The following is a 25401-nucleotide window of genomic DNA, read 5'->3' on the forward strand; positions in this document are numbered from 1 at the left end:
GGGGGCGTTTGTCGCATCTCTTTATGACATTGACTTTCATTTTCATATAGGGCAGCATTCATGTATTCACCACCACCAGCCGACAGCGGCTTACAGGAATGCCATGACACCTTTACAGATTGTTTCTGCCTTGAATTCCCTTATTTCCATCCGCCAGCCGGCTTTTTTATGGGGTGCGCCGGGCGTGGGCAAAAGCCAGATAGTGGCCCAGGTGGCAGAGTCCAGAGGCGTGGCCCTGCGCGACATCCGCGCCGTGCTGCTTGACCCCGTGGATCTGCGCGGTTTGCCGCGCATTACCGAACAGGGGCTTTCCGTGTGGTGTCCGCCGGCATTCCTGCCCACGTCTTCAGATCCGGAAGAAGGCATAATTTTTCTGGATGAGCTGAACGCCGCACCGCCTCTTGTGCAGGCCGCCTGCTACCAGCTTATCCTGGACCGCGCCATTGGCGAATACCGCCTGCCTGACGGTTGGGCCATTGTGGCCGCGGGCAACCGCGAAAAGGACAAGGCCGTGTCGTACCGCATGCCCTCGGCCCTTGCCAACCGTATGGTGCACCTGGAGTTTGACGCCAGTCTGGACGACTGGCTCTCCTGGGCGCAGGTCGCGGGCATACGGCCTGAAGTGTGTGCATTCCTGCGGTTCAGGCCTCGGCTGCTGCACGACTTTGACCCGCAAAAATCCGAAAAGGCCTTTGCTTCGCCCCGTTCGTGGGAATTTGTTTCGCGTATTCTTGATGCCGCGCCGGACCCGGATGTGGAATACGAACTTTTTCAGGGTACTGTGGGTACAGCGGGGGCTGCGGAGTTTATGGGTTTTCTTGCTGTATGGCGTGAGCTGCCCACAGTGGACGAAGTGCTGGCGGCCCCGGCCTCGGCCGTGGTTCCGCTGGAACCGGCGGCTCTTTATGCCATGTGCGAGGCACTGAGCCTCAGGGCCAGCGCCGAAACCATAAATGCGCTTACGGCCTATGCCGAAAGGCTGCCTTCGGAATTCGGCGTTTTGCTCATGCGTGACGCCGTGTGCCAGGACACGGAGCTTGTGCGCACCGAGGCTTTCTCCCGCTGGGCGGAAAAAAACGCTGAAGTGCTGATGTAGCCATGAGTGAGCATGACAGCCTGCTGCGTGGGCCTTGCGACAGTTCCCCGCCGGAGGGTGACCTTTCACGCCGGGCCGCACTGGCCATGAAAAAGGCCAGAACATCTCTGGTGCTTGACCACCCGTTTTTCGGCTCTCTGGCATTGCGGCTGCGCCTCAGGGAAGATGCAACCTGCGGCGACATGTGGACAGACGGCAAGAACCTCGGCTTTAATCCCGCCTATGCCGCCACCCTGCCTGAAGCCCAGCTGGTGGCGGCTCAGGCGCATGAGATCATGCATCTGGCTTTCGGTCATCATCTGCGCCGCAAGGGGCGCGAAGAAAAAATGTGGAATCGGGCCTGCGATCTGGCCATAAACCACATCCTGCTCGAATCCGGCTTTGATCTGCCCGAAGGCTTTGCCCACGATCCGGCATATGCGGGCATGTCGGCCGACGATATTTATGAAGCGCTGGCTGTTCTTCAGGAAAGTGCCTCCAGAGGCGACGCGCGTGGTGACTCTGCCCGGGGCGACGGGCAGGATCAGGAAGGCGCGGGAGCCATGTCTTTTGACGGCGGCAAGGAATTAGGCGGAAAAAGCGCCGCCAGGGCAGGCGGCGGACAAAAGGACAAAAACGGGCAGGAGCAGGACAAACGGGGGGCATCAGGTGCAACGCCCACCGCGAACAAGGACAGGGGCATCCCGGTGCAGGGCGAGGGCAAGACCTCCTTTACCGGAGAGGTGCGCGATCACCCCGACGTGAGCGGGCTGGAAAACGATCAGGCCCTCAAGCTGGCTGAGCAGGAGGCGGATGTGGCCCTGAATCAGGCCGTGCAGCGGGCGCGGCATATGGGCAGCCTGCCTGCGGGGCTGACGCGTCTGCTCCGCAAGGAACGGCAGCCCGAACTGGACTGGCGCGATCTGCTGCGCCGTTTTCTGGAGCATTGCGCCAACAGCGACTACTCCTGGTCCACACCCAACAGGCGTTACCTGTACCAGAACATTTACCTGCCCGCCCGCCGTGAGGCCCGCCTGCCGCATGTGGTTCTGGCTGTGGACTGTTCCGGTTCGGTGGATGAAAAGGTGCTGTCCATATTCTGCACGGAACTTTTTTCAGTGCTGGATGCCTATGACACCACGCTGACCGTATTGTTTCACGATACAAAAATTCAGGGTGAAATAACCTTTAACCGCATGAGCATGCCGACCGACCTTATGCCCGTGGGCGGCGGCGGTACCGACTACCGCCCGGTCTGCGCCCATATTGCGGATCAAAACCTGCATCCCACCTGCCTCATCTGGTTTACAGACCTCGAGTGCAACCGCTTCCCCCATGAGCCGGACTACCCGGTGTTGTGGGTATGCAGCGAGCCAGATGCGGAGCAGCCGCCGTTTGGGGAACTTGTGAGCCTGATGGCCGGACCGGCACAGACATGGCCGCCCACGCCTGCGGCCCAACATCGATGAAGAACCAGCGGAGCAGTTATGCGTATAGAATGGAAGATCACAAAAAAAAGAGGAAACCTGCGGCCGGTTCTCAGTTACTGCGCACAGCTTGAAGACCACGAGCGGGCGCTGGCCCTGCCGGTGGTGAGCATTGTTTCCACAATTCCCCGGCCGGAGGAAGAGCGGCAGGACTACTGCTACCCCGGCCTGTTTGAACGCGCGCCGGGCTACAGGCCAGAAATGTTCCACACGCTGGAGGCTCCCTCGCACAAGGGGCATGCCTGGACGCGCACTCTTGTGCTGCCCTGGCGGGAGGACAATCTGTATCCCGAAGTGGATGCCTCGTTTGAGATGCTGCGGCGCGCCATGGAGGATGCGCTGGAAAAGGCTTATGGCAGTGAACCCATGCAGCTTGAGGGCAGCGTGCGTACCTCGGCCGGAGCACAGGCGAGGATAGCGCCCGGCGTGATGGCTGAAAAGTTTCTGCGCATCGCGGCAAAGGCCGCCGCACATCGGGAAGGCACCGCTTTTTGATTGCAGCCCCGCCTGCCTGACCTGCGACCGGGGGCATCCGTGCTGCCGGCAAAACTCCTCGTCCGCGGCAGTGGAATTACCTGGGGGCGCTGTAAAGACGCCTCGTCTACCGGGCATCAGCCTCCATGACAACCTGTATGTCTGCCGGTCTGCCCCAGTAAGGCCAACTGGTTACAAGCACATCCACGCCCGTTGCGGCGTATTCCGCCGCATTGTCGCCGTTGATGCCGCCTGCAGCCAGAATGAGAATGTCGGGCCGTGCGGATTTCAGCGCGCCGACGGTGGCCGCCAGATCCTGGCAGGAGAACTTTTCGCACTGGATGATGTCCAGCCCGGCTCCTGCCGCCAGCAGGGCGTCATCGAGGCAGTCCACTTCGATGGCGATGTTTTTTTCCGGCATGCGGGCGCGCAGGTCCCGTGTCTGACGGGCGAGGGCTTCCAGTGCGGACAGGTTTTCACTGCCGGGAAAAAACAGCAGGTGCTGCGCAAACAGCAAAACAGACTCTGAAAGGTTTTGCCGGTGTATGATGGCTCCGCCGTTCAGGGCCGCTTCGAGGCACAGGGCCTTGGCTCCGGGAAAGGTCTTGCGCGTCACGGCCACCTGTACTCCGGGCCGCACGGCGCGGGCGCGCTCCAGCATGAAAGCGCAGCGGCGGGCAATGCCCGACATGTATTCCATAAGAACCTGAGCCGCTTTCCAGCCCTTATGCAGGGCGGCGGCGCGTCCCCTGGCGTCAAGAAAGACCTGACCGGCCTGAAGTACGTTTCCGTTATCGGCCATGCGTGTGACGGAAAGCCCGCAGCGTGTCAGGAACTGCTCCGCCTCTTCCACGCCGCTGATGATGCCGTCCTCGCGGGGGCTGAAACGCATTGCGCCGCTTTGCGGGCCGATGCCCAGCATTTCCACGGTCAGGTCCGGGCCGGGACAGTCGTCGGTCAAAAGGCTGTCAATCCATGATGCTGACTTGAAAATATGCATGAAGTACCGCCTGTTGTTATGCCGTACCCGGCGTTGCCCTGTCGCTGCTCCGCGTGTTTCTTCTGCCGGGGCAGCAGCGCATTGCCGGTGCGGGCAGCTTTGGACTGCAAGTGTCACACACTCACAGGTTCAGTGCAAGGCAGGAACATTCGGGACGGAAGGCCTGATGGAAAGAAAGCATGTTGTTACAACACAGCGGATATTTTGCTGAGATGTGTGAATGGGATCTATAGTTCCCAGCCTGCTTGTGCATTGTCTGACCACCACGGCAGACTGTTTGACTGTCGGCGGATTTTGTAGGGGCGAGGGAGTATCAGGTGAAAGGCGGCGTGGTGCAAGAGAGGCCGAGCATAAGATATTTTTAGGGCAGTGGCAAAGCAGGGCCGCTCTGAAAGCAGGGCATGCCCGCTACGTAGCCTGGATATTTGTGTCGTGCGGTTACGGGATTATACTGCGGTTACGGCAGCGGCAAAAAACAGGCACAGGCGGGGCAAGTCCCGCTTGTGCCTGTTTTGGACAACACTGTCATTTTGCTGTGCTGCGTTGGGCTGTGCCGTAAGGCTACCCTGAGTAATCCTTTTTTGCCAGACTGGGTTGGGAGCAGAAAACATCTGCCCGGGCGCAGTTTAGCTGTAGTACTCTTCCGGCCCGTTACGGCCTTTCTTGCCGTATTTGCCGGGCGCCTGACGGCGCGGTCCGGGGGCAAAGGGTTTGCGGGGGCGAGGGTAGGCTGGTTTGCCGCTGTCCACTTTTGCCGCCACACGCATGCCTGCAATAAAGACGCCCCTGTTAAGCACGGCCAGCACATCGTCTGCCATCTCCTGGGCTATTTCAACAACACAGAAGTTCTTGTTGATGCTGATGGCCCCGATGTGGCGGCTGGAAATGCCGGTTTCGCCGGTGATGGCTCCCACCAGTTCGCGGGGGGTGGCCTTGTGCGTATGGCCCACATTGAGATGCAGTCTGGTCATGGGGCCGTCATTTTCGCGCCGTTGGGGGCGTGCGCCGGGCTTGCCGGGTTCACGCCTGCCGGGGGCGCCGTCCCTGTCCTTGTACTGGCGGCGGGGTTCCAGAGCCAGAGGGTCCTGATCCAGCGGTTTGTCCTGATCGCCAAAATCCCGCTGCATGAGCAGCTTGAAAAGGGCAGCAGAAACATCGCGGCTGGTAATTTCACCGTCAGGAAACTGCGTGGCCAGAAAATCTTCCACCAGGGTGAGCCAGCGTTCAAGCGTGCCGGATTCAACGGTCTGGCGCACTTCATCCAGCAAGCGGGAGGTGCGGATATTGTCCACGTCGCGCAGGCTCGGCAAACGGCCTTCGGTGATGCGTGCGCGGGTGCAGCGGATGATGTCGCGCATTTTGTAATGTTCGCGCATGGTCACAAAGGTAAAGGCACTGCCCACACGGCCCGCCCGCCCCGTGCGCCCTATGCGGTGCACATATTTTTCCACATCGTGGGGGATGTCGTAGTTGATGACGGCGTCCACGTCGTCCACGTCAAGGCCGCGCGCCGCCACGTCTGTGGCTACCAGCACATCCAGTCCTTCGGCACGGAAGCGCTGCATCACGCGGTCGCGCTGCGACTGCGCCAGGTTGCCGTGCAGGCTGTCGGACTGATAGCCGCGCTGCTGCAGGTGCGTGGTCACTTCATCCGCGCCACGCTTGGTGGAGCAGAAGACAAGAGCCTTGTGGAAGGCGCGGGAATCCAGCAGACGGCAGAGGGCGTCCATTTTCTGGTGGGGGCGCACTTCATAATAAATCTGTTCAATGGCCGGAACCGTGAGCATTTTCTGGGCTACGGTGAGCATTTCCGGTTCGCGGAGAAAGCGCTTGCTCAGTTCGCGGATGGCCGGAGGAACCGTGGCCGAAAACAGCACCCGCTGGCAGCTTGCCGGGGTCTGTTCCAGGATGGCCTCAATGTCTTCACGAAAGCCCATATCCAGCATTTCGTCCGCTTCGTCCAGCACGGCCATGCTGGCTTGGCTCAGGCGCAGGGTTCCGCGTTTGAGGTGGTCCATAACACGGCCGGGCGTACCCACCACAACCTGCACACCTTTGGCCAGAGCGCGCAACTGTCTTTCGATGGGTTGCCCGCCGTAAATGGGCAGAATGGCGACGCCCCTTTTGTGGGCGGCAAGTTTGTTCAGTTCTTCGGCTACCTGGATGGCGAGCTCACGCGTGGGGCACAATATAAGGGCCTGTGTATTTCTTTCGGGCGTGAGCTTGTCCAGAATGGGCAGGCCAAAAGCCGCTGTTTTTCCGGTACCCGTCTGCGCCTGGCCAAAGGCGTCATTGCCTGCCAGCAGGCAGGGGACGGCCAGAACCTGTATGGGGGAAGGCTCTTCAAAGCCCATGTCTTCAACGGCTTTCAACAGTTCGCGGGACAAGCCCAATTCTTCAAAAGATGCGGTCATGCTGTTCCTGAAAATAAAATTTTTCGGTAGGGATTTTTCCAGATGACGGAACATATCCCCATCCGGTGTAATGCACAATGAAAATGGTGCGGTCGCGGCGCGGTACATCGGCGGCGTTGGTGCGGTCACGGACCGCATGCCGCGCTTAATTGTTGCTTTTGCGCCGGGAGAGCGTATAATAAACAAAATTGGCTGAAATTTCGGGCCTGTTCAGGCCAGCCAACTTGGGCCCTTAACAGGAAGGATGGTTTTTGCTATGGGAGCGTTAAGTATTCAGCATTTGCTGGTTGTGTTGGTTGTGGTCATGGTGCTGTTTGGCGCAAAAAAACTGCCTGAAATCGGCGGCGGGCTTGGCAGGGCTATCAGAAACTTTAAGAAAGCCACCACCGAACCTGATGAAATTGACATAACCGCCCGAAATAACGGGAATGACAACGGTAAACCCATGTAGCCGAAATCTCGGCTTCTGAAAATTCCAGCTGTTTGTATGCCCTGGGCGTGAAGTCCGGGGCTTTTCTATTTTTCAGTAATTTTCAGTGCGGTCTGTGCGGGAAAGTACATCATCGGGCCGCCGCCGAAATGCGCCACCACCCTCCGTCCCGCTCCCGGGTGCGCCGGACCGCCGGCCTGACAGGCAGGCAAGGCGGGGAGACAGCCTGGATGATGGTCGGGACGGGTCCGGCTGCGCACGTCAGACAAAAAAACGCTCTGCGCCCAAAAACCGGCACATATCCATGCCGTATATCCTGTATCCGGCAGCCGGAGCAGCTTGCAGCAAAACAGGCATCGCCCTGGGCCGCACCGTAAAGGTCCGCCTTTCGCGATGTGTCAGGCGCTGGTTTTCCGGCGTATGCTGACGGTGTATCGTTTATTCGGTGTATATTGGCACGAGAAGTATCCGGCGTCAATCACAAGAGGCACATGGGGGAATGGCATAAAGACTGCCATATTGCCGTCAAAAGCGCTGTGCTGATTTACTGTCTCGATATTTTTGCCGGTAAATCAGCTTATTATGGAATACAGTACGCCTGTGGTCCGCAGTGCCTGCCGCATGTGGTGCAATTGCTGTTGTGCCGGGCCGCTGTATCTGTGCGCAGAAATGATAAAAACCTGATGGATTTTCCGTTTCTGCGGTCAGGCCGGGCATGCGTGAGGCGGTCCCTGAACCGGCCCGGGAGCCAGAAGGGCGTTTTCCATGTTGTCCGGCAAGTCAATACCTATAAAAACCATATATCGTTCGGTTTCGTCACCAGGGGCATCTTCAAATGCCAGACGGCCTGCCGCGTATTGTATCACCACGGGAAAAACACGCCCTTCGTGCCGCAGGTTCACGATACCTTTGGCCCGGCACAGCCCTGTTCCGGCGGCTTTCAGCATTTGCCCCAGGCTGTGCTCATCCACCGGGGCGGGCATGGGAACGGTACGTGAGGAAAACCCTTCATCCGCATGTGTGCCGGAACGTTCCTGCAGCCGGGGCATGTCATAAAGGCACGGACGGCGTGACGGCGCGGGGCTGTGCCTGTCCTGCCAGCCTGTCAAAAAAGCATCAAGCCGCGCAAAGGCAATGTTACCCTGTACAGCGGGTAAAATGCATGCTTTGCCGTTGGCGGCGCGCAGGGCGTGCAGAAACTCCTGAAAGCATTTTTCCGTCACGGCATCAGCCTTGTTTGCGATGATGACGTCGGCCTGTTCGATCTGCACCAGCCGCACTCCGTCAAAGTTCCGGGCAGGGGTAATGCCGGTGCTCCATTCCAGAGCGTCCGTCACGGTAATAACCAGCCCCGGCTGCACAAGATCCGCCAGTTCTGTCAGGGTTCGCAGCACATTGGCAGGGTTGGCCAGCCCTGTGGTTTCCAGAATGACCTGCTCCGCCGGAGCCGTGTCCAGCAGGCGCTGCAGCCCCGGGCGCAAGGTGTCCGCCAGCGAGCAGCATACGCAGCCTTCGTCCAGTGCCTCCACATGTGTTTCACTTCGGGTCAGGGCCGCATCTAGGCCTATCTTGCCGAATTCGTTCTGGATCACCGCCGCGTACTGCTCCCGTCCGTTAAGAAAGTCCAGCCAGCGGCGCAGAAAGGTTGTTTTGCCTGAGCCGAGAAAGCCGGTAAGGATGTGCATGACAGGCAGGGACGAAAGCTCATCCGGCCGGGGAGAGTAGCGCCCCGGCAGCCGGGAAAGTTTTTTGTCCTCCCTTGCAGCACAGTAGGGCGCGCCGCCAAGGCCGACTGTCAGGCGCATCTGCCAGCATGGTCCGCCTGCGGGGCTGGCATCGGCGGATTGGGACCAGCCCTGAAGTGCCAGCGGCATCCTGCGCAGGTGTACGGTCGGCGTTTCGCCCAGCAGGCTGCATGCCGTACCGGCCAGAGCGGAAAAAAAACGCAGCAGCAGGCGGAAGGCGGGTATATCACACTCAAGGCCACCGGGCGGCACAATCCATTGCCGCTCATGTGCGGTATGGGCAGCGCCTGCTTTGCCGGTATGACCGGGAACGGCAATGCCTTCCAGCGATACAATGCGTTGCCGTGCCGGAGCGGAAAGGCTGAGGGAAAGCCACGATCCGTCCAGGGCTGCTGTAATGCTGATGTGTCCCAGGCAGAACGGAGACAGGGCTTCGGCATGGGCCGAAAGTTCGCGCACGGCATGTGCATAGTCCGGCCCCAGAGCGATTGCCAGGGCCTGCAGCGGAAAACTGTCCAGCAGGGAGTCTTGCGCTTCCGGGAAGACACAGGCGGCAAACGTGCCGTGCAGGGCATTTTTTTCCACATATTCATCAAGAAAAACCAGGCCGAAAACATGCGGCAGCGGAGCAACCCTGCAGGTCCATGCCGGTCCTTTCAGGGCCGATGGGCGCACACCCCGCCAGCCCAGGGCGCGGGCCTGTTTGCGATTCAGGTGAATACCCGACAGCAGGGCCGTCAGTATGGAAGGGCTTTCCGCCCCGGCCTGGGGATTCAATGGGCGCGGCAGCAGGCTGTGCAGATGCATGGCGGCTCCCTGGTTGTGGCGCGTGGTGGCGCACCGGATGACTCTGCGGGACCTGGACGGCATGCCTGGTCCCGCAGGGGTGTTCAGAGTCAGGAGGGGAAGGTGATAACGTCGCCGTTGCCGAGATAGTTGGTGGTCTTGGAGCGGAAGCGCGCCGTGCCCTTGACCACGGGATAGCCCGCGTCCACGAATTTTTGCGCCGTAATGAGTCCTGTGCAGTGGTTGCATCCGACCCGTTGCAGATCCCATTTTTTCAATCCGATGACGAGGTCGTCATACTTGGGGTCCCAGTCGTCAAAGGGCGAGATGTGCAGCCCGCCGTAGAGGCCGTAGAACTGGTCGTTTTCATAGGCCAGTTCCTTGTAGGCGGTGTCGGCAAAAAGGATGATACCCTGATGGCAGCAGCCGGTAATGCTTACAAGGCCCACGTCCTTTACGTTGCAGTACATGGAAAGCTCGCCGAAAACGCGGAAAATGATAGGGCAGTCAAAGGTATACAGCGCCACGCCGTTTTCCAGCTTGTGCAGCCCCTTGGGAACTTCTGTAAGTTTTCCGACGTGTCCGCAGTCCTTGAGGTACTGCTTGCCTTCGGGATAGAAGGTATTGGGTATGTATACCGGAATATCGGGATTGTATTTGGTGACAGCCGGCAGGCCCCAGTAATGGTCCATATGCTCGTGCGTCTGGATGAAAGCCTTGATCTCGTTGTTGGCAAGCATGACATCTATGCCTTCACGCTTGTAGCAGGCGTCCATCCACACATAGTTCCAGCCGGTGTCAAACAGGTATTTGGTTACGGAGCCGTCCAGGGCTTCCACTTCGATCAGGCAGGAGAAACCCCCTGCATTATCGGCATGCACGCTTTTTTCACGGGTGATTTCCCAGGCCTCGTCCAGTTTTTTGGGCAAAAGATGCTTGATATGTTTGATGCCCTCTGCATAGCTGCCCTTGCCGACTCCTTTGCCGTTGCCGAAAGGCGGCCAGTTGAAGGTATACTGGTCAACCAGCAGGCCGCCGGCGCTGGTGACGTCCTGCATAAGCACGCCGTTGTCGAACCAGCTTGTTTCTGAAATGTTGGTAATGCGTATGGCCTTGCACATGCCGATATCCGTCGAGCCGCGCTGCGCATCCTTGAGAAAGGCACGGCGCATGGGCGAGTAGGAATATATGCCCATGGCGCCCAGTGTTCCCGCGCCTACACCCAGGGCGGCTCCTTTGATGAATTCACGTCTGTTCATATCATCCCCCTGCTGGCCTCTACTGGACCAGGGTGAAGTGCGCGCTGAACCAGGGCAGCGCCGCCACGATGGCAAAGTACACAGCCACGCCTGCCACGATGCCCACAACAAGGCCCGGCACCATGGCGGGGCTCCATGCGCTGCGCTCCTCAAAGGCGTGCTCGTCGGCCCTGATTTCTTCCACACTGCGGAATTCGCGCCGCCAGCCGGGCCAGCCATCCATGAACCACCAGTTGATAAGCCAGATATTGATGAGCCAGATCATGGGAATCATCGGAAACTGCTGCGGATGGGAAAAGCCCTTTTGCGTACCCAGCACCAGATGGGCGTACTGATAATACAGGCAGTAAATGACGATGCCGCCAACGATGACAATGAGTGTGCGAAGCAGCACGTTCACCGGAGTGCTGAACTTGTTGGGCCAGTTGCCGCCATAAAACTGAAGGAACAGGGCCGGAACAAGAAAGAATATCGCGGTTTCACCCACGTGCAGCCAGCGCCAGTCGGGAGCGGCATCACGCTTGTGCCCGCGGATGGCATCACCCCATACCAGTTCCTGCATGAACCAGAAGAAGAAACACAGGGCGAGGGAAATGGCGATAATGCCGAAAAACGTGGTGAAGCGTCGCAGCCACGGCGTTTTTATCAGGCAGAAGGGATAGCGTTCCCATATGCCTTCCATAAACCAGACCACCACTGTGCAGCACATGATCCATGCCACATGGAAGTTGGCAGAAACAGTCTGGGCGAAGTCTTCCCAGTAGGGCGGCGTAATGGCGGTGAAGTATTGCCAGGGGTAATACAGGATGCCCATGTGGTTGTGCATGGTCATGAAATAGATGACGAGGCTCAGGCAGAACGTGCCGAGCCAGATGCTGAATCCCCGGACGGGCTGCTTCTGGTTTTCCCAGGGGCGGCCTTCAAGGGCCACCAGCCAGGCCGGACTGATCCACGAAGCGATGACCGCAAACATCATGCAGGCCTGGGCCGCGTACTCCACAGCATAAAATTCCGTGAGTCCGGGTAGCTTCTGCAACTGGGCAGGACTGAAATAGGCAAAAGCCAGATTGCCCAGTACGCCTTCAAAAAAACCGTGAATCAGCACAATCATCAGTCCCACCGAGACCAGGGAAAGCACGATGCCTTTCTGTAGGGGGTGGGCGTTGCGTATCCAGTTCTTTTTAAAGGGCCAGAAATCGAAAATATAGGCCATCCAGATCAGGATAACCAGCCACCACCGGCAGTAATTGTAGCCCACATAGGGCGTGTAGAAGCGCATGATGCCGCGTGGATCCTGAAACACCCACCAGGTCACGGCAAAAATGACCAGCGTAAGGGCCAGGTTTGCCAGCATGGGCAGGGGGCCGCGCCAGCGTTTGAGGAGTTTGCGTTCCTCAAGATAGGGGATGTCGTGATCAGCCATCTCTTCCTCCACAGGGTTATGGCCGTTGCCGGATCAGGGGCGCCCGTGTCTGTCGGCGTCGCCTTGCGGCGGTGCGTCAGGGCAGGGCGCGTGGGGCAGGGGTGCTCCGGCGTGCATGGCCCGCAAAACGGCCCGGGCCAGTTCTTCCTCTTCCATTGCCTCTGCAGGCAGTCCCAGGCGCTGCCCTTCCATACGCAGCATGGCGGACGAAAATTCCGGCGGCAGAGCCTGGAGGGCACGCGGCCCATCAGGAGCGGCCGCCGAAAAGGGGGCTTCATCCGTCACAGACAGAGGGCGCGCGCGCCACACCCCCCGCAAGAAATTTCTTCTGCTCGTGCCGGTCATGCTTCTTCTCCCATGCCCTGTAAAAGGCAGGCAGCGTAAGCCGACAGGGCGGCAGATGATGCCTGCGGATCTGCGTGGCGCAGGCCATGCAGGGTGCGGGCAAGATGCTTGAATATTTCCTCAAGGCGTATGGGCGGGCAGTCCTGCAAAAGCCGCGCGAGGGCGTGGGCATCCGGCAGGGTTGCCGCTCCGGCCTGGGCCAGACGGGTATTGGAAAGTCCCTGTAGCAAGGCGGAAAAAAACTGCAGGTGATATTGCGCGAAAAGCCGCATGTCGTCCGCATGCAGCGCCATGCCGGCAGCAGATAGCTGGCGCTCCAGCGTGAATATGGCCGAAGGGGCGAAAGATGGCTGTGCCGTCATAAGCAGGTGCGGCATCACAATGCGGAAGGCCCGCAGGCTGTCCGCCAGACTGGCATTGTCGGAGCGGCAGGGCAGTGCTTTTACGAAGGTGCCGCTGCCGCGCCTGGTTTCCAGTATTCCGCGGCCCACCAGGGTGCGCAACGCCGTGCGCAGTGTGGCCCGGCTCACGCCGAGCTTTTCCGCCAGCAGGCGCTCTGCGGGCAGCCGTTCAAAAAGGTTCCAGTGCCCTTTCAGCAGTGCCTGTTCCAGACGTCGTTCCGTAGTGGCAGGTGTAGTCATGGCCTTCCCCTGCAGGTTTGTCTTGTTGTGTTGATTCTGTCCCTTTGGGATTTTTATGACAATATTCCGGAAAATATTGTATATATTTCTTTTATTGCACTGTATTTATACGTTTTTTCCATATTTTCTGGTCATACCAAAGATTTGTATTCCGCTTTAAAGTATACAGTTAATCGTATATTATGCAGATTTTTGTGGCATTTTCAGAAAAAAATAAAGATTGGTATGACCAATTATACTGTGAAAAAGGGCTTGCCCTGCAAATATATCTATTTTACTGGCAAGCAGACCGGCAGCAACCGGTTGTGCCCAAAAGGCTGAAGGAGTTTGTATGCCGCGTTTTTCGCAGTGGCGGAGCGGATTTCCCGGATTGTTGTGGAGCATTCGGCAGCGTGAGTCTCGGCTCAAGCTTTTTACGCGCTGGCAGGTGGAGGGGCTGGATGCTCCTCAGTTGCTGAAGAATGCCACGTACCGCAAGCAGGTTGTCATGCCGGAAGACTATCCTCTTCTGGTGGAATTCTGGGATATGATTCATGCCGCGCGGCCTGCTGCGGCCATTTTTCGCCTGCGGGCGGACGGGGGGCGTAAGCCGCTCATTCTGCAGGGCTGGCCCGAACCCGGGCAGGACGTGTACAGCGGCTTGCTTAAAAGCGCTTTTTTGCCCGGCGGCTACGGATCGGCATGCTATAACGCGCAGCTTGGCATGCGTGTGGGCGATGTGGATTATCCGGTCTTTACCATTGATCTGGAAGACTGCCGCCTCAAGGAAGCGAATACGGCCGCGAGCAGGCTGTTCATGCGTCAGGGGCAGGGCTGCAGCCTTTTGTCGCTGGAAGATATCGCGCCGCAGAATCTGGGGGAGCAGCTTCTCAGTGCCGCACGCCAGGCTGTACGGGAAGATGCGTGGTCGGGAAAACTCATGCTGGGCAATGCGGAGCGCGGGCTTTTTTCAACCTACGTGCGACTGACCCCCTGGGGCGGGGCACAGGGCCGGGTAGTGCGGGCTGCCCTGGTGCGTGTGGACGCCAAAACCATGATGCGTCCCTTTGGTACAGACAGCGATGGGGCCTTGCGCCCGGGCGACCTGCGCCCCGCCCTGGAAGAACTTTGGAACACATGCGGCCCGGAGGTGGACGGGCTTATGCTGTCGCACATTCAGTCCGGTAGCGGCAAGGTAACAGTCTACGGTGTGGGGCGCGCATTTGACAGTCTGGAATGGGGCGCCGTTCATGCCTACGAAGGAACCATCGCGCAAGACATAGAACGTTTTGATCTGAGTTCGCTGCTGGTCGAAGATACGCTGGACAGCGTAAAATCTGTAGACTGGGCGCTGTTTACGCCCCTGGGCGTACGTTCATATTATGCATGCCCTTTTTATGCGGAGCACGGCCTGCATGCCGTGCTCATCCTGGCCAGCCGTAAGGCAAAAACATTCGGTACGGATGCGGATGCGCGCTATGCCTGTGTAGCCGAATCTTTCGGCAGGCTGATGCAACGCTGGAGGCAGCGGGGGTGACAGCCTTGCAGGAGGATCCGGAGGCGCTGCGAAGCGCCTTGCCGACCAGCGTCGTGCTGCTTTCGGCTTGCCGGACGGGGCGGTTTGTGTTTTGGCAGCGGGCAGGTAAAAAATGTATGCAAAAACCCCTTTGAAGCCGCGCCTCAAAGGGGTTTTTCTGGTCAACTGTATCGGGGAACCGGCAGTATGATAGTTGGCGGAGACGTATAGGGGTCGAACCTACCGCAGACCGTAAAGCCTGCCACCGGTTTTGAAGACCGGAATTCGCATATGATATAAAAAAAGCGTATCCAATAAGGCCATTAAAATAATGCCTTGGAGGATGCTATGCTTACTTTAGATGACGCTTGGAATTCTTATCTTTCGACACGTCAGTTGACCAGAGCTGGTTATCTGACAGATGTCAGCAGGTATCGCGTTCATCTGGGGCCATATTGGCATGGAAAAAATTTAGCGTCAATAAGGACAGTGGATGTTCAAAAATTTACTTTTGATCTTTATAAGAAAGGTATTGGGCATCAAACAGTTAAGTTGTGTCTTTCACAAATGAGAAGAATTATGAAAAGGGCAGTAATACTTGACTTATACAGCGGGCCAATACCTTATTTTGAAATGCCAAATTTTGAGAGTGTTAGATACAGGTTTTTATCAGAAAATGAAGCAAAGCGTTTGTTTATAGAGTTAAAAAATACATCTGAATTTTGGTATCAAATAGCATCTCTTTCTTTATACACCGGGATGCGTTCAGGTGAAATTTTCAGTTTAAGAGGAAAAAATGTAAATTTTCATCAAAAAAGTATCATCCTTCATGAGACAAAAAATAAAAAGCAAAGAATTGTGCCTCTTAATGAACAGGCTATGGAAATTGTAAAGGGTAAAGTATCAGGGGGTGAAAATTTGCTGTTTGGTCAGTTAGGCTCACCCAGTAAAAAATATGAAAAAGTTTCCAAAGTTTTTCGTCAAACTGTTGAGAAGAGTGGATTGAATGACGGTATCACGGACAATAGACATCGGGTCGTTTTTCATACCCTTCGACATACATTTGCAAGTTGGCTGGTGCAGAAAGGAACCCCTTTGTTTGTTGTCAGTAGGCTCTTGGGGCATAGCTCAATTAAAGTCACAGAACGGTACGCGCACTTAGCACCTGAGCAAGGACACCACGCTGTAAACATCCTGCCGCAGATATAAACGCCAAAGGCACAAAAACCGGATTCGGTTCATATTTATTTGAAGCATAGACTGTTGCTTCAATGGGTATGAATTGTGTCCGGTCTTTTTTAATGTAAAAAATAAATTATTAACTATGTTCATAGTTCTAAGTGGCATATTTAAACTGTAGTGAGTTATGAAACTTAAGGATACTTTAGGATACTTAATGAAACTTAAGGATATTTAATGAAGTTCAGATGAAATTATCACTCGAATTTCTTTTTATTGCATAAAACATCATTAAATGTATTATTCTTTCATGGAGTCAGAAAGCAGGACAGGTAAACTCGCGTCACTTCGTGGCGTAGTTTACGTCCTGCCCTGCCGGGGGCGAGGCTTATTCGCCTACGGCTCAACGCAAACTGCAAACGGAGAATGTCATGGAAAACAAGCAAAATTCCTCCTTGAAAAATGAAGTTCAATCCCCTGAAACCCTTGTACAGCATGATGAATCTGGAATGTTCACCACATCTTTGATTGTCGCTCAGGCCTTTGGGAAAGACCATAAAAATGTGCTTCAGGCGATTGAGAATCTGGAGTGCTCGCCAGAGTTCCATCGGCTCAATTTTCAGCTCTCGTCCTACACGGCTCAAACCGGCAATGGAACCGTCCGGGAATATCCTGCCCACCAGCTCCCCGTGACGGTTTCGCCTTCCTGGCAATGGGCTTCACGGGGAAGAAGGCGGCGGCATGGAAAGAGAAGTTTTTGGCAGCCTTCAATGCGATGGAGTGCGCCTTAACTAAAAAGGCAGAAATAAAAGACGATTCTGCTGAGCCCTTGAGGGACTATCCTTGCCTGAAGGATTTAGGGATTGGTCCCTGCACAGATGAACAAATTATGGCATTGGAGGACATGATTGTTTTTTGGTGCTACGTTGAAGGATGTTCCCACGATTATGCACTGAAAACGTTGTTAAGCGCGTTACGTCTTCCATCATTAAAGCATCTTCAGCAGGAGTATTTTGTTGAAGCAGTAAATATGGTTTGGAGGTTCACATTTCAACTGACTGACTTTACAAATGTAGCTAAAAATGATGGGGATTACAATGCATTTAAGTCACTTATAAGAATGTCTGGATTTCTTTGTGGGGAACATCCAGAAAGTTTTGAAGACTATGTTTACAGAAGCTGCCAGGCCACCTCTATTGAAAAAGTTGCTCCAAAGGATATGAGAAAATTATTTTTTGCTGCTTTCAGGGGGCTTATTGGGAATTTTCCTGGTCGTTCTACCCAAAAAATAGCAAAAGGCAGTGAAGAAAATGCGTAAAAAAATTAAGCGCACGGCCAGATTAAATGCATATGTGCAGCCCGAGGAATTTACCCGGGTTGTCCAAATGAGTGAGCAAGCCGGATTGTCCATGTCTGAATTTGTTCGCCGTGTCTGTCTGGGGCAAGTAGTGGAGAGCAAGATTGACTCCAGGGCGGTACTGGACCTGCTTAAAATCAATGCCGACCTGGGGAGACTCGGAGGACTGCTGAAGCTGTGGCTCACGGAGCCGGATCAGCATGCCACTGATGTGCGCAAACTGCTCAGAGATATTATGGATGCCAAGGATGCCCTGGTGGCGAAGGTTGATCAACTATGATCAGCAGAAAAGTGGATCGTAAGCAGGAGAATGATAATTATCGGCTTTTAGCCTTCTATGTCGGCGCTGCGGACCACGAGGAAGAGAAGCTGCTGTTTCGCTGGCATGAGGGTTGTGCGAGTGAAGAGTTTGATCTGGCCATACGTGAGGTGGAGGCCGTGCAGGATTTGAACACACGTACAACCAAAGAGAAAACATATCACATGATTGTTTCCTTTCGTCCTGAAGATGAATCCAAGCTGACCGAGGAGGTCTTTAAAGATATTGAGCGCTCTTTTGCTGAGGCGCTTGGGTTTGAAGAGCATCAACGTCATTGCGGTGTGCATAAAAATACCGCAAATGTTCATATGCACGTTGCATATAATATGATTCATCCTGGAAAGTTCACCCGACATGAGCCATACCGAGACTATGACAAGCGAGACCAGGTTTGTCGTGAGTTGGAGAAGAAATACGGTCTGGCCATTGATGTCCAGGAGCAGGAAGCGACAGAGGAAAAGCCGGGACCACGAGCGCCGGTGCGCGGCAATGACAAAGCCCGCACTGTCGAGGCCCATACCGGCCAGCAATCATTTGACAGTTACCTGAAGGAGAGAAAGCAGGTGCTTCTTGAAGAGTTGGGAAAAATTAAATTGTGGCGAGACTTTCATAAGTTGTGCGCTCGGTTTGGTCTCACATTTTCTCTTCGTGGCAATGGCTGTATTTTTAAAGACAAGCATGGCAAGCATGCTGCCAAGGCCAGCAGTGTTGATCGTCAGTTTTCCAAGGCTGCAATGGAGAAACGTCTTGGGCCATTTGAAACCGCTCCGGAGCAAACATTTGAAGAGAAGGAGCGATATATCGCAGCTCCGCTACAAAAGGGCGCTGACCGGGATGGGTTGTATCAAGAGTTCCAGCAGCGGATGGAGGCAAAGAAAATCGCATTGGCCGCTCTGGCAGAAGAGCAAAAAACACGGGAAGCCCAAATTCGAAAAATTTGGGCGGGACATCGGCATCGAGCTGAAACAATGGACGGGCTGATCAAAAAAGACAGGATGGATTTGCTGATAAGCGCCAGTCAGCGTGAGGCCGCAGCGCTGAAGAAATTACAGGGAGAGATGAAAGCCCGGCGGGAGGAAATTCGCAAGCAGGCTCCCTTTTGGAATTGGGCCGATTTTCTCCAGGGCAAAGCGCGTGAGGGCGACGAAATGGCTCTGGCCATCCTGCGATCTCGTGGGGAAGAGGTAAAACCTGAAGGGGAGGCTGACAAGCCACTTAATCCAAAAGCCGAGGCCTTAAAAAAAATGCGCGAATTTTGGAAAGAAGACCGGCGGAAGACGCGAGGACGTTATGATTTGACCAGTGGGGACAAAAAGGGACTCTTGGCATCGTCGCGGATGTATCAAATTATTTCCGAGGACAAGCTTTTGAAGGGGACTTCTGAACTGGATGGGTTCACCTGGACGGTCGATACCAAGGGGACGGTACTGTTCAAGCTGCCCTCCGGTGGGCTTATCCGGGACAGTGGCTCGGAAATTACGTACAGCGTCAGTGATCCTGTGTCCAGAGCCGCCGCGCGTAGGCTAGCCAAGCTGAAGTTTGGGCGTGATGTTCAAGAAGCCGGGAATATGTTTCAGCGGGAGAGTGGGGCAGTGCTGGAGTTTTAAAACAGCTACCTCTCATATGCATGTCCTGTCTCAAGGGTCGACAGGCTTAACGCTTTGCGCTGCAAAGCGATATAGATGTCCTTGGCTGTTCTTAAGTTTTCTTTACGCTGGCGCAAAATATTTTTTTCTTGCACGGAAAGGGGAGCCGAAAGCCTATTACTTAGCCTCGTTGTATGGCTTTTTATAAACTCACGGAAGGCATCAAGCGGAAGCCCGGCTTCACGCTGTTTGCTTGAATAGGTCTCAGTGGCAGCTTTATAAGCGGAGGGATCTTTGACGACATTTAATGCATTATTGGCTTCTTGTAACTGAAGCTGTGCTGCATTTATACTATTAACCTCTTCGGGCGAGTTTGCACGAAGCTCTCTTTCTTGGGTGAGTGATAAGCCCTCTACAGCAAGAAGGAGTAGAAGGTCTTTATCTTTGTTAATCTGCTTCAAAATTAGGAGAAGATGCGTGGCAAATGAAAGGCAATCTATTTTTGGGTGCCTCACAACTCAAATCCTGCATCGAATGATTTTTTTTTAAGAAAAAAGCGTCTCTCCAAGCATCTGAAAAAATCTTGCGAAAGTAAAATTTCTTTCCCTCTAACTTCCTTTGCCCCAGAAAGCGTAGCAATATTATTAAGTTCAGATTCAAGGACTCCCGACTCGTTTAGTTCGAGTATCCTTCTTTTTAAAATTTGAATCTTTTCTTCCGAGAAAAGGCAATTCTTTAGTAGCTCATCCTTGCATTTAAAAAATACAAGAGACATGTCAAAAACATCTCTAGCTCTAAATTCTTCAGCTCTATAGTAAATTTTTTTGGCAATAATCTCTACAGGATCATCAACATAAATATCTTTTCCATTAATATTTTGCAGAGTTGGTATGCAGTTAGTTATTTGTGGTGAATAAATAAAATCAATCTCACCTTGTTGTAGATATATTTTTGTAAAGTTATCCTGTTCAACAAAATCAATTAGTTCGTTTTCAAGTGCATCGTTTACTCGAGGTGAGATGTAGGCAAAAAGCTGTTTATCTCTGAAAAATATGTCTATATCTTTACTCATTCTATGATTGAATTTGTGCATTAAAACTGTCCCACCCCCAAAGCTCCATGAGGTGTGAGAGATATTTGCCTGCTCAATTTGCTCCATTGCGCAGGAAAACAGTTTCTTCCAGATGTCATTGGGCATTGCTAATCTCCAGAAAGTTCTTACCTTGTACTACCTTTGGAAGGCTATAATATGTTGATTTAAGGTCTGAATATGAGATTTTGTTTTCACTCATGAAGCCCAATAAAATTTTTTTTGGTATCTCATTAAAAAAGCAATCTATATGCCCGATCCACTTCCCTGGGATTTCTTTCCCCAAAAGGATATCTAAAAGTTTTTTCTCTGTGATTTCGTTTTTATATGAAACATTACATGATATTAATGCGCATGCTGTGTATTTTTTCTCTTTGAGTTTCATATGCACTCCTTACTTCGAACTATAATCTTTGCTAATCATTTTAGTCAGCATTTTTAAAATATAAGTCAAGGGCTTCACGCACTATATCAACCTCTTTCATCCTCTTTTCAAAGGCGTGCTTGCGCAGCTGCTCTGCCAGGGCGAATGAAAAAACGAAACTCTTTTTTACGGGTTGCATGTTTTCTATGTTTTCATTTTTATGGTTTTCAGTATTGATATTTTGTCGGCTTTCATGTTTTTCAGTTTTGCTGAAAAGTTCATTTGCTCCACCGACCTTTGCTTTACCACGAGTTCCAAGACCAGCCATTCCTAATCCCCTTTACTCTTCGATTTTAGTTAAAAATTCTTTGGCTAATGCCGCATAATCCATAGTGCCGTAGCTGGCAGCTTTGTACGTATATATGTCTTGCCCATTACTTGGAGCCTCTGCAAGGCTAACATTGTCTCTAATTTTGACAGTGAACACCTTATCACCCCATTCTTCAGCCAGAGCTTCGGCAACATCCCGGTTAAGCTTTTTTCGGTGGTCGTAGAACGTCAACGCAAGCCCAACAAGGCCAAGTTTGGGGTTAAGGTTTTCCTGAACCATGCTTACCGTCTCACGGATGAGCTGTAGGCCGGAAAGAGCGTGATACTCTGCCTGAACAGGGACAAGGAGGCCATCAGCTGCCGAAAGTGCATTCACTGTAAGCAAGCCCAATGAAGGCGGACAATCGAGCAGTACAATGTCGAAGTCATACTGAACCCCCTGGAGAGCTTTGCGCAAAAGATTCTCACGGCCCATCTTTGCTGCGAAAGCCATATCTGCCACAGCAAGGTCAATATTTGCGGGCAGCAGCTTAAGACCCGCTTCAATCTCCACCAGGGCGGCAGAAAGGTGGGTGTCCCCATTAAGCACATTGAACGAGGTGAGCTTTTGCTCCTTCGGATTCAACCCAAAGGAATCAGTCAGATTCCCTTGGGCGTCCAGATCCAGCAGCAAAACACGCTTCCCATGATTGCGGGCCAGCATGACACCCAGATTCTGCGTGGTGGTTGTTTTGCCTACGCCACCCTTTTGATTTGCTATCGCGCAAATATACATTTATTGACTCCCTCCTTTACGGTCAATTGCAAAGTCAGTTTTATATAAGGCCATAAAGCTGTCAATAGTGAAAACCATAAAAGAGGAAAAGAGGATGTCTGTTCGTTACGTAGAGTGCCGGAAAGGGAAAAAATGGGAAGTAACTTGGCGTAACCCTTGGACTGGAAAGAGGCACTCCCGAAGGTTTGCTGAAGAAGTTGTAGCCGTGGCTTTTGATTCAGCCCAAGTCGAAATTGCAACAAAAGAAAAAGCGTTACTGCGTAAAGCACGGAAGCCAAAAGCTAATCAAGCACGAATTAAAGTGAAAGATCTGCTGGAAAGTTACTTCCGCCTAGCTGTAGTGTTCCAATAGGTTGTTCACCCTCCCCCAAGTCGGTAAAGCTGGAGTTAACAGACAACAGCAAACCGATCGAGGGAGAAGGTGAACAGCCATAAGAATGCCAAACTGACCGCAAGAGGTCGAGAAGAAATGATACAGCGGATGCGGGACAATCCTGCCGCTACGGTGGCGGCAGGATTTGGAGTAAGCCTGCGAACCGCCAGAAAATGGATGAAGCGATACCGTGAAGGAGGTCTTGCTTCTTTAGCAGACGCCTCTTCCCGGCCTCGACATTGCAGAAATCGGCTGACGGAGCTGGACGTTTCCAGAATTTTTGAGTTGCGGAAAAAGCGACAGACTGGCGACGCAATCGCATTACGCCTTGGCCTGTGCCGCAGCACTGTGTTTCGTGCCTTGCGCAGACTCGGCTGCTCCCGGCTTTCTTCTTTGGAAGAAAAAGAGCCGGTACAGCGTTATCAATGGGCGAAGCCGGGGCAGATGCTTCATCTGGACATCAAGCGTCTCGGCAAGATTGATGGAGTTGGTCATAGGAAGACGGGGACACGGCAAGTCCGTCGGCGTCGACCAGGTTGGGAATATTTACATGTATGTGTGGATGACGCTTCCAGGGCCGCGTATACGGCAGTACTGCCGGATGAAACGGCGGAATCTGCCATAGAGTTTTTGTGGTTTGCCATCGCGTGGTATGCTTCGCACGGCATCAAAGTAGAACGAATTCTGACGGACAATGGCGCTTGCTATAGGTCTTGGAAATTTCGAGACGCTTGCCGTGAGTTTGGGATAATGTAAACCTCCCCAAGTTAGTGCCACCCGAAGGTAGAGACTTTCTGGGGTGAATTGATTTCCAAATACTCAGCCGGAGGAATGTTGCCCAAGGACTCATGGGGCCGTTCTTCGTTGTACTGCTTCAGCCAGTTCGCTGTGATTTCCTTAACTTCCGCGAGGCTGCTGAACAGGTAGAAGTCAAGAACCTCCGTCCGATACGTCCTGTTAAATCGTTCCACATACGAGTTTTGGGTAGGCTTGCCCGGTTGGATGAACTCCAGCTCCACTCCATGCGCCTCAGCCCACTCAGCCATCTGGATCGAGATCAGTTCCGGCCCGTTGTCCATTCTCAGCTTTTCCGGATACCCTCGCCATGCCGCCACCCTGTCCAGAACCCGTAATATCCGGGCTGCGGGGAGGCTGGTGTCTACCTCAATGGCGAGGCATTCCCGGCTGTAATCATCCACCACGTTGAACGTACGGAACCGCTGTCCGCTGGAGAGCGAGTCATGCATGAAGTCCACTGACCAGCAGCAGTTGGCCTGTGGTGGAACGGCCAAGGGCTGTGGGTTACGTGTTGGCAGTCGCTTCTTCCCTTTACGCCGTAGATGCAGCTTCAGTTGACGGTAGATGCGATGAACCCGCTTGTGGTTCCACCGGTATCCCTGTCGCCGCAGCAGGCTGAACAGCTTGCCAAATCCGTATCTGGGATAGCTGTCGGCCAACCGGATAAGCGTCTCGATAACGTCGGTGTCGTCGCGGTGTCGGTGCATAGGCATACAGCGTCCGACTGATGAGCACTATGGCGCATGCCTTACGCACGCTCAGCCCGAACTCATCGCGAGCGTAGTCGACGATCTCCCGCTTCTCGGTTGGCCTCAGAGCTTTTTTGCTATGATGTCCTTCAAGACCTCGTGCTCAAGGCTGAGGTTGGCAAACATGCGCTTGAGCTTGCGGTTCTCCTCCTCAAGCTCCTTGAGGCGTTTGATGTCCGCAGCCTCCATGCCCCCATACTTGGATTTCCATTTGTAGTACGTGGCCTGGCTTACACCGTATTCTCGGCAGACATCGGCTACCGTGCGCCCACCTTCAGCTTCCTTCAGAATCCGAATGATCTGACTTTCCGTGAATCGAGATTTCTGCATTGCCGTCTCCTTGAGGGCAGTTTGCCAGAAATCTCTACCATGCGCTGGTCCTATTTTAGGGGAAGGTTACATTTGCCCGCGAATCTCAAACGAGAATGAGGTGCATCGCATGCCTGCGCCTTCGCCCATGGAGCCCTTTTTGTTGCATTCGTTGTTTAATAAGCCCCTTTTGCGCCAAGTATCACCGGTATCGTTTTGATTAAAATCCACCAGTCTAACCAAACCGACCAGTTGTTAACATAGTAACTGTCCAAGTATACCCGCTCTGTATAGCTTGTATTGTTACGGCCTGATATCTGCCACAAGCCCGTAATGCCAGGACGTACAAGGCAATAATCCTCAAAGGCAGATTTGTACTTTTCAACTTCACTCTCGACTATTGGCCTTGGTCCCACAAGGCTCATTTCTCCTTTAAGGACGTTGAGTAATTGGGGCAACTCGTCAAGGCTATACTTTCGCAAAAATTTACCAACACGCGTGATACGGGGATCGTTTTTAAGTTTATGATCCTTTGCCCATTCTTCACGAAGGCTGGAATCTTCAGCTAGTATTCGTCGCAGTACGCACTCGGAGTCTGGCACCATTGTGCGAAATTTATAAATCAGGATGGTTCGGCCGCCTTGGCCCAACCGCTTCTGGCGGTAGAAGGCGGGACCTGGACTATCAAGCCGTATGATCAATACTAGCAGAAGGCCAAGCGGTATTAGAACTACTGAGCCAAGAGTGCAACCTATCAGGTCAAGGGTACGCTTAAAGTAAATCCGCCATTTATCGCGCAGTTTTTGTTGCAGAACAAGGCCACCTACTTTGCCCAGGTCGCAGGGGGTAAGCCATGCGCGCAGCAACGAGCTATAAAAAGTAGGCACGAACAACACCCGTCGAAAATGGCGGCTAATTTCAACTGCACAGGACCCCTGTGTTCTTGCGCCCAAGGACATGCTGAGCAAGGGTAAGGCGTTTGGATGCTTTCTCTTTATGGCTGCAATTGAGTGACGCAAGGTTTCAATGTCTGATGCTATTGGATAAATTGCAGTAGGGTGCAGGTTGAAGCCTGGGTTATTAGAAAAATAGTCAAACATATTTTGGCCTTGTCCATCTTTATCCAGTATTACAAGAGGCGTGGCCCACCACTTGGCACGGGAAAAGATCCGGCGGCATAGCCAGCGCATTAATGGTAGGGTAATGATGGTCAAGCCCCACCCGCCAATTATGGTCAAACGGGAAAAAAGATCCCCTGTCTTGGTCAAAAATAGCACCGCTAAAATGATGGCATAAACAGAGGTGGCCAGAGTAAACAGCGCTTTAAGTTCCAAGTGGGGTGGCAGGTCAACTGTGTGATACAATCCGAGGGTTGCAGCGAAGAATGGCCCCAAGAGCAATAGGACCAGAGTGCACTGGGATAAAGTGAGGTCAATTCCACCCCAAATGTGACGAAAGGAAAGCATAGTTATCGCAGTGCCCAAAAGAGCAATCAAATCAAAAATACACAGCAGAAAAGGTCGTGGAGGGATATTCAGCCTGCACAGGATTCGGATAAAAATAGGATTTTTCATATGGCAACTGATTGACGCGGACGG

Annotated in this window: 25 protein-coding genes and 1 pseudogene; 12 read left to right on the forward strand and 14 right to left on the reverse strand. The window is 53.6% G+C overall.

Annotation, left to right across the window (positions count from 1 at the left end):
- Positions 1-103: 103 nt before the first annotated feature.
- From ACZ495_RS01460 to ACZ495_RS01470, 3 genes are read left to right on the forward strand one after another with little or no spacing between them, the layout of a single operon-like run.
- The gene (locus ACZ495_RS01460) at positions 104-1096 is read left to right on the forward strand and encodes a MoxR family ATPase (protein WP_464262517.1); all 993 of its coding nucleotides are present in this window, start codon (positions 104-106) and stop codon (positions 1094-1096) included.
- Between the two features lie 2 nt (positions 1097-1098).
- Positions 1099-2544, forward strand: a complete 1446-nt coding sequence (locus ACZ495_RS01465; protein WP_464262518.1) for a vWA domain-containing protein — start codon at positions 1099-1101, stop codon at positions 2542-2544.
- An 18-nt stretch (positions 2545-2562) separates the two neighbouring features.
- On the forward strand, positions 2563-3057 hold the full coding sequence (locus ACZ495_RS01470; protein ID WP_012625349.1) for a hypothetical protein: 495 nt from the start codon (positions 2563-2565) through the stop codon (positions 3055-3057).
- A 106-nt stretch (positions 3058-3163) separates the two neighbouring features.
- Here the strand turns inward: ACZ495_RS01470 and modD are convergent, their stop codons facing one another.
- Together modD and ACZ495_RS01480 are read right to left on the reverse strand one after the other, a co-directional pair.
- Entirely contained in the window at positions 3164-4036 is an 873-nt protein-coding gene (gene modD, locus ACZ495_RS01475) for a ModD protein (protein ID WP_464262519.1), read from the reverse strand.
- 626 nt (positions 4037-4662) lie between these two features.
- Positions 4663-6450 carry a DEAD/DEAH box helicase gene (locus ACZ495_RS01480; protein WP_012625347.1) on the reverse strand — a complete coding sequence of 596 codons (1788 nt, stop codon included), beginning with the start codon at positions 6448-6450 and terminating at the stop codon, positions 4663-4665.
- Between the two features lie 256 nt (positions 6451-6706).
- Here ACZ495_RS01480 and ACZ495_RS01485 point away from each other — a divergent pair, with 256 nt between their 5' ends.
- Positions 6707-6901: a twin-arginine translocase TatA/TatE family subunit gene (locus tag ACZ495_RS01485; RefSeq protein WP_012625346.1), complete on the forward strand. Its 195-nt coding sequence runs from the start codon at positions 6707-6709 to the stop codon at positions 6899-6901.
- Positions 6902-7584: 683 nt separating this feature from the next.
- Here the strand turns inward: ACZ495_RS01485 and ACZ495_RS01490 are convergent.
- The 5 genes from ACZ495_RS01490 to ACZ495_RS01510 all read right to left on the reverse strand — a co-directional run bounded on the left by ACZ495_RS01490 (position 7585) and on the right by ACZ495_RS01510 (position 13079).
- A complete protein-coding gene (locus ACZ495_RS01490) occupies positions 7585-9432 on the reverse strand; it encodes a CobW family GTP-binding protein (protein WP_072312157.1) in 1848 nt (615 codons plus the stop codon).
- Between the two features lie 89 nt (positions 9433-9521).
- A complete protein-coding gene (locus tag ACZ495_RS01495; protein WP_012625344.1) occupies positions 9522-10670 on the reverse strand; it encodes a twin-arginine translocation signal domain-containing protein in 1149 nt (382 codons plus the stop codon).
- Positions 10671-10689: 19 nt separating this feature from the next.
- Positions 10690-12093: a hypothetical protein gene (locus tag ACZ495_RS01500; protein WP_072312158.1), complete on the reverse strand. Its 1404-nt coding sequence runs from the start codon at positions 12091-12093 to the stop codon at positions 10690-10692.
- Positions 12094-12126: 33 nt separating this feature from the next.
- The gene (locus tag ACZ495_RS01505) at positions 12127-12438 is read right to left on the reverse strand and encodes an apoptosis regulator Bcl-2 (RefSeq protein ID WP_296983700.1); all 312 of its coding nucleotides are present in this window, start codon (positions 12436-12438) and stop codon (positions 12127-12129) included.
- On the reverse strand, positions 12435-13079 hold the full coding sequence (locus tag ACZ495_RS01510; RefSeq protein WP_012625341.1) for a GntR family transcriptional regulator: 645 nt from the start codon (positions 13077-13079) through the stop codon (positions 12435-12437). The genes ACZ495_RS01505 and ACZ495_RS01510 overlap by 4 nt, the downstream gene beginning before the upstream one ends.
- Positions 13080-13410: 331 nt before the next feature.
- Here ACZ495_RS01510 and ACZ495_RS01515 point away from each other — a divergent pair, with 331 nt between their 5' ends.
- From ACZ495_RS01515 to traI, 6 genes are all read left to right on the forward strand, one after another.
- On the forward strand, positions 13411-14595 hold the full coding sequence (locus tag ACZ495_RS01515; RefSeq protein WP_072312161.1) for a hypothetical protein: 1185 nt from the start codon (positions 13411-13413) through the stop codon (positions 14593-14595).
- A 327-nt stretch (positions 14596-14922) separates the two neighbouring features.
- Positions 14923-15783 (forward strand): tyrosine-type recombinase/integrase, encoded by an 861-nt coding sequence (locus ACZ495_RS01520; RefSeq protein ID WP_407844072.1) that lies wholly within the window; start codon positions 14923-14925, stop codon positions 15781-15783.
- 401 nt (positions 15784-16184) lie between these two features.
- Positions 16185-16544, forward strand: coding sequence for a Rha family transcriptional regulator (locus ACZ495_RS01525; protein ID WP_407844073.1), 360 nt, complete (start codon positions 16185-16187; stop codon positions 16542-16544).
- On the forward strand, positions 16466-17071 hold the full coding sequence (locus ACZ495_RS01530) for a hypothetical protein (protein ID WP_407844074.1): 606 nt from the start codon (positions 16466-16468) through the stop codon (positions 17069-17071). Before ACZ495_RS01525 ends, ACZ495_RS01530 begins: the two co-directional genes overlap by 79 nt.
- A gap of 67 nt (positions 17072-17138) precedes the next feature.
- A complete protein-coding gene (locus tag ACZ495_RS01535; protein ID WP_464262520.1) occupies positions 17139-17390 on the forward strand; it encodes a plasmid mobilization protein in 252 nt (83 codons plus the stop codon).
- The gene (gene traI / locus ACZ495_RS01540; protein ID WP_407844076.1) at positions 17387-19036 is read left to right on the forward strand and encodes a TraI/MobA(P) family conjugative relaxase; all 1650 of its coding nucleotides are present in this window, start codon (positions 17387-17389) and stop codon (positions 19034-19036) included. Before ACZ495_RS01535 ends, traI begins: the two co-directional genes overlap by 4 nt.
- A gap of 5 nt (positions 19037-19041) precedes the next feature.
- Here the strand turns inward: traI and ACZ495_RS01545 are convergent, their stop codons facing one another.
- Genes ACZ495_RS01545 through ACZ495_RS01565 form a run of 5 tightly spaced genes read right to left on the reverse strand, consistent with a single transcriptional unit; the run spans position 19042 to position 21574 of the window.
- On the reverse strand, positions 19042-19530 hold the full coding sequence (locus ACZ495_RS01545) for a hypothetical protein (RefSeq protein ID WP_407844078.1): 489 nt from the start codon (positions 19528-19530) through the stop codon (positions 19042-19044).
- Positions 19527-20213 (reverse strand): nucleotidyl transferase AbiEii/AbiGii toxin family protein, encoded by a 687-nt coding sequence (locus tag ACZ495_RS01550; RefSeq protein ID WP_407844079.1) that lies wholly within the window; start codon positions 20211-20213, stop codon positions 19527-19529. Before ACZ495_RS01550 ends, ACZ495_RS01545 begins: the two co-directional genes overlap by 4 nt.
- Positions 20203-20490: a hypothetical protein gene (locus ACZ495_RS01555; protein WP_464262521.1), complete on the reverse strand. Its 288-nt coding sequence runs from the start codon at positions 20488-20490 to the stop codon at positions 20203-20205. The genes ACZ495_RS01550 and ACZ495_RS01555 overlap by 11 nt, the downstream gene beginning before the upstream one ends.
- 40 nt (positions 20491-20530) lie before the next feature.
- On the reverse strand, positions 20531-20797 hold the full coding sequence (locus ACZ495_RS01560) for a hypothetical protein (RefSeq protein WP_407844081.1): 267 nt from the start codon (positions 20795-20797) through the stop codon (positions 20531-20533).
- Between the two features lie 12 nt (positions 20798-20809).
- On the reverse strand, positions 20810-21574 hold the full coding sequence (locus ACZ495_RS01565; RefSeq protein WP_407844082.1) for a ParA family protein: 765 nt from the start codon (positions 21572-21574) through the stop codon (positions 20810-20812).
- A 94-nt stretch (positions 21575-21668) separates the two neighbouring features.
- On the opposite strand from ACZ495_RS01565, the gene ACZ495_RS01570 reads away from it, so the two are divergent.
- Both ACZ495_RS01570 and ACZ495_RS01575 read left to right on the forward strand, forming a co-directional pair.
- Positions 21669-21926, forward strand: a complete 258-nt coding sequence (locus ACZ495_RS01570) for a hypothetical protein (RefSeq protein WP_407844083.1) — start codon at positions 21669-21671, stop codon at positions 21924-21926.
- Between the two features lie 69 nt (positions 21927-21995).
- Positions 21996-22703 carry a helix-turn-helix domain-containing protein gene (locus tag ACZ495_RS01575; RefSeq protein WP_407844084.1) on the forward strand — a complete coding sequence of 236 codons (708 nt, stop codon included), beginning with the start codon at positions 21996-21998 and terminating at the stop codon, positions 22701-22703.
- Positions 22704-22714: 11 nt separating this feature from the next.
- Here the strand turns inward: ACZ495_RS01575 and ACZ495_RS01580 are convergent.
- A pseudogene (locus ACZ495_RS01580) lies at positions 22715-23824 on the reverse strand (IS3 family transposase).
- 155 nt (positions 23825-23979) lie between these two features.
- The gene (gene wbaP / locus ACZ495_RS01585; RefSeq protein WP_407844086.1) at positions 23980-25377 is read right to left on the reverse strand and encodes an undecaprenyl-phosphate galactose phosphotransferase WbaP; all 1398 of its coding nucleotides are present in this window, start codon (positions 25375-25377) and stop codon (positions 23980-23982) included.
- Positions 25378-25401 lie beyond the last annotated feature (24 nt).

The organism is Desulfovibrio sp. GTC20076, from assembly GCF_055385905.1.

What these genes read in the sequence shown, in the direction of transcription:
- wbaP (WP_407844086.1), bottom strand. Translation starts at nt 25,377, where the DNA reads ATGAAAAATCCTATTTTTATCCGAATCCTGTGCAGGCTGAATATCCCT.
- ACZ495_RS01495 (WP_012625344.1), bottom strand. Translation starts at nt 10,670, where the DNA reads ATGAACAGACGTGAATTCATCAAAGGAGCCGCCCTGGGTGTAGGCGCG.
- ACZ495_RS01550 (WP_407844079.1), bottom strand. Translation starts at nt 20,213, where the DNA reads ATGCCCAATGACATCTGGAAGAAACTGTTTTCCTGCGCAATGGAGCAA.
- ACZ495_RS01525 (WP_407844073.1), top strand. Translation starts at nt 16,185, where the DNA reads ATGGAAAACAAGCAAAATTCCTCCTTGAAAAATGAAGTTCAATCCCCT.
- ACZ495_RS01505 (WP_296983700.1), bottom strand. Translation starts at nt 12,438, where the DNA reads ATGACCGGCACGAGCAGAAGAAATTTCTTGCGGGGGGTGTGGCGCGCG.
- ACZ495_RS01465 (WP_464262518.1), top strand. Translation starts at nt 1,099, where the DNA reads ATGAGTGAGCATGACAGCCTGCTGCGTGGGCCTTGCGACAGTTCCCCG.
- ACZ495_RS01515 (WP_072312161.1), top strand. Translation starts at nt 13,411, where the DNA reads ATGCCGCGTTTTTCGCAGTGGCGGAGCGGATTTCCCGGATTGTTGTGG.
- modD (WP_464262519.1), bottom strand. Translation starts at nt 4,036, where the DNA reads ATGCATATTTTCAAGTCAGCATCATGGATTGACAGCCTTTTGACCGAC.
- ACZ495_RS01485 (WP_012625346.1), top strand. Translation starts at nt 6,707, where the DNA reads ATGGGAGCGTTAAGTATTCAGCATTTGCTGGTTGTGTTGGTTGTGGTC.
- ACZ495_RS01555 (WP_464262521.1), bottom strand. Translation starts at nt 20,490, where the DNA reads ATGAAACTCAAAGAGAAAAAATACACAGCATGCGCATTAATATCATGT.
- ACZ495_RS01490 (WP_072312157.1), bottom strand. Translation starts at nt 9,432, where the DNA reads ATGCATCTGCACAGCCTGCTGCCGCGCCCATTGAATCCCCAGGCCGGG.
- traI (WP_407844076.1), top strand. Translation starts at nt 17,387, where the DNA reads ATGATCAGCAGAAAAGTGGATCGTAAGCAGGAGAATGATAATTATCGG.
- ACZ495_RS01570 (WP_407844083.1), top strand. Translation starts at nt 21,669, where the DNA reads ATGTCTGTTCGTTACGTAGAGTGCCGGAAAGGGAAAAAATGGGAAGTA.
- ACZ495_RS01480 (WP_012625347.1), bottom strand. Translation starts at nt 6,450, where the DNA reads ATGACCGCATCTTTTGAAGAATTGGGCTTGTCCCGCGAACTGTTGAAA.
- ACZ495_RS01520 (WP_407844072.1), top strand. Translation starts at nt 14,923, where the DNA reads ATGCTTACTTTAGATGACGCTTGGAATTCTTATCTTTCGACACGTCAG.
- ACZ495_RS01510 (WP_012625341.1), bottom strand. Translation starts at nt 13,079, where the DNA reads ATGACTACACCTGCCACTACGGAACGACGTCTGGAACAGGCACTGCTG.
- ACZ495_RS01460 (WP_464262517.1), top strand. Translation starts at nt 104, where the DNA reads ATGACACCTTTACAGATTGTTTCTGCCTTGAATTCCCTTATTTCCATC.
- ACZ495_RS01530 (WP_407844074.1), top strand. Translation starts at nt 16,466, where the DNA reads ATGGGCTTCACGGGGAAGAAGGCGGCGGCATGGAAAGAGAAGTTTTTG.
- ACZ495_RS01560 (WP_407844081.1), bottom strand. Translation starts at nt 20,797, where the DNA reads ATGGCTGGTCTTGGAACTCGTGGTAAAGCAAAGGTCGGTGGAGCAAAT.
- ACZ495_RS01565 (WP_407844082.1), bottom strand. Translation starts at nt 21,574, where the DNA reads ATGTATATTTGCGCGATAGCAAATCAAAAGGGTGGCGTAGGCAAAACA.
- ACZ495_RS01535 (WP_464262520.1), top strand. Translation starts at nt 17,139, where the DNA reads ATGAGTGAGCAAGCCGGATTGTCCATGTCTGAATTTGTTCGCCGTGTC.
- ACZ495_RS01470 (WP_012625349.1), top strand. Translation starts at nt 2,563, where the DNA reads ATGCGTATAGAATGGAAGATCACAAAAAAAAGAGGAAACCTGCGGCCG.
- ACZ495_RS01500 (WP_072312158.1), bottom strand. Translation starts at nt 12,093, where the DNA reads ATGGCTGATCACGACATCCCCTATCTTGAGGAACGCAAACTCCTCAAA.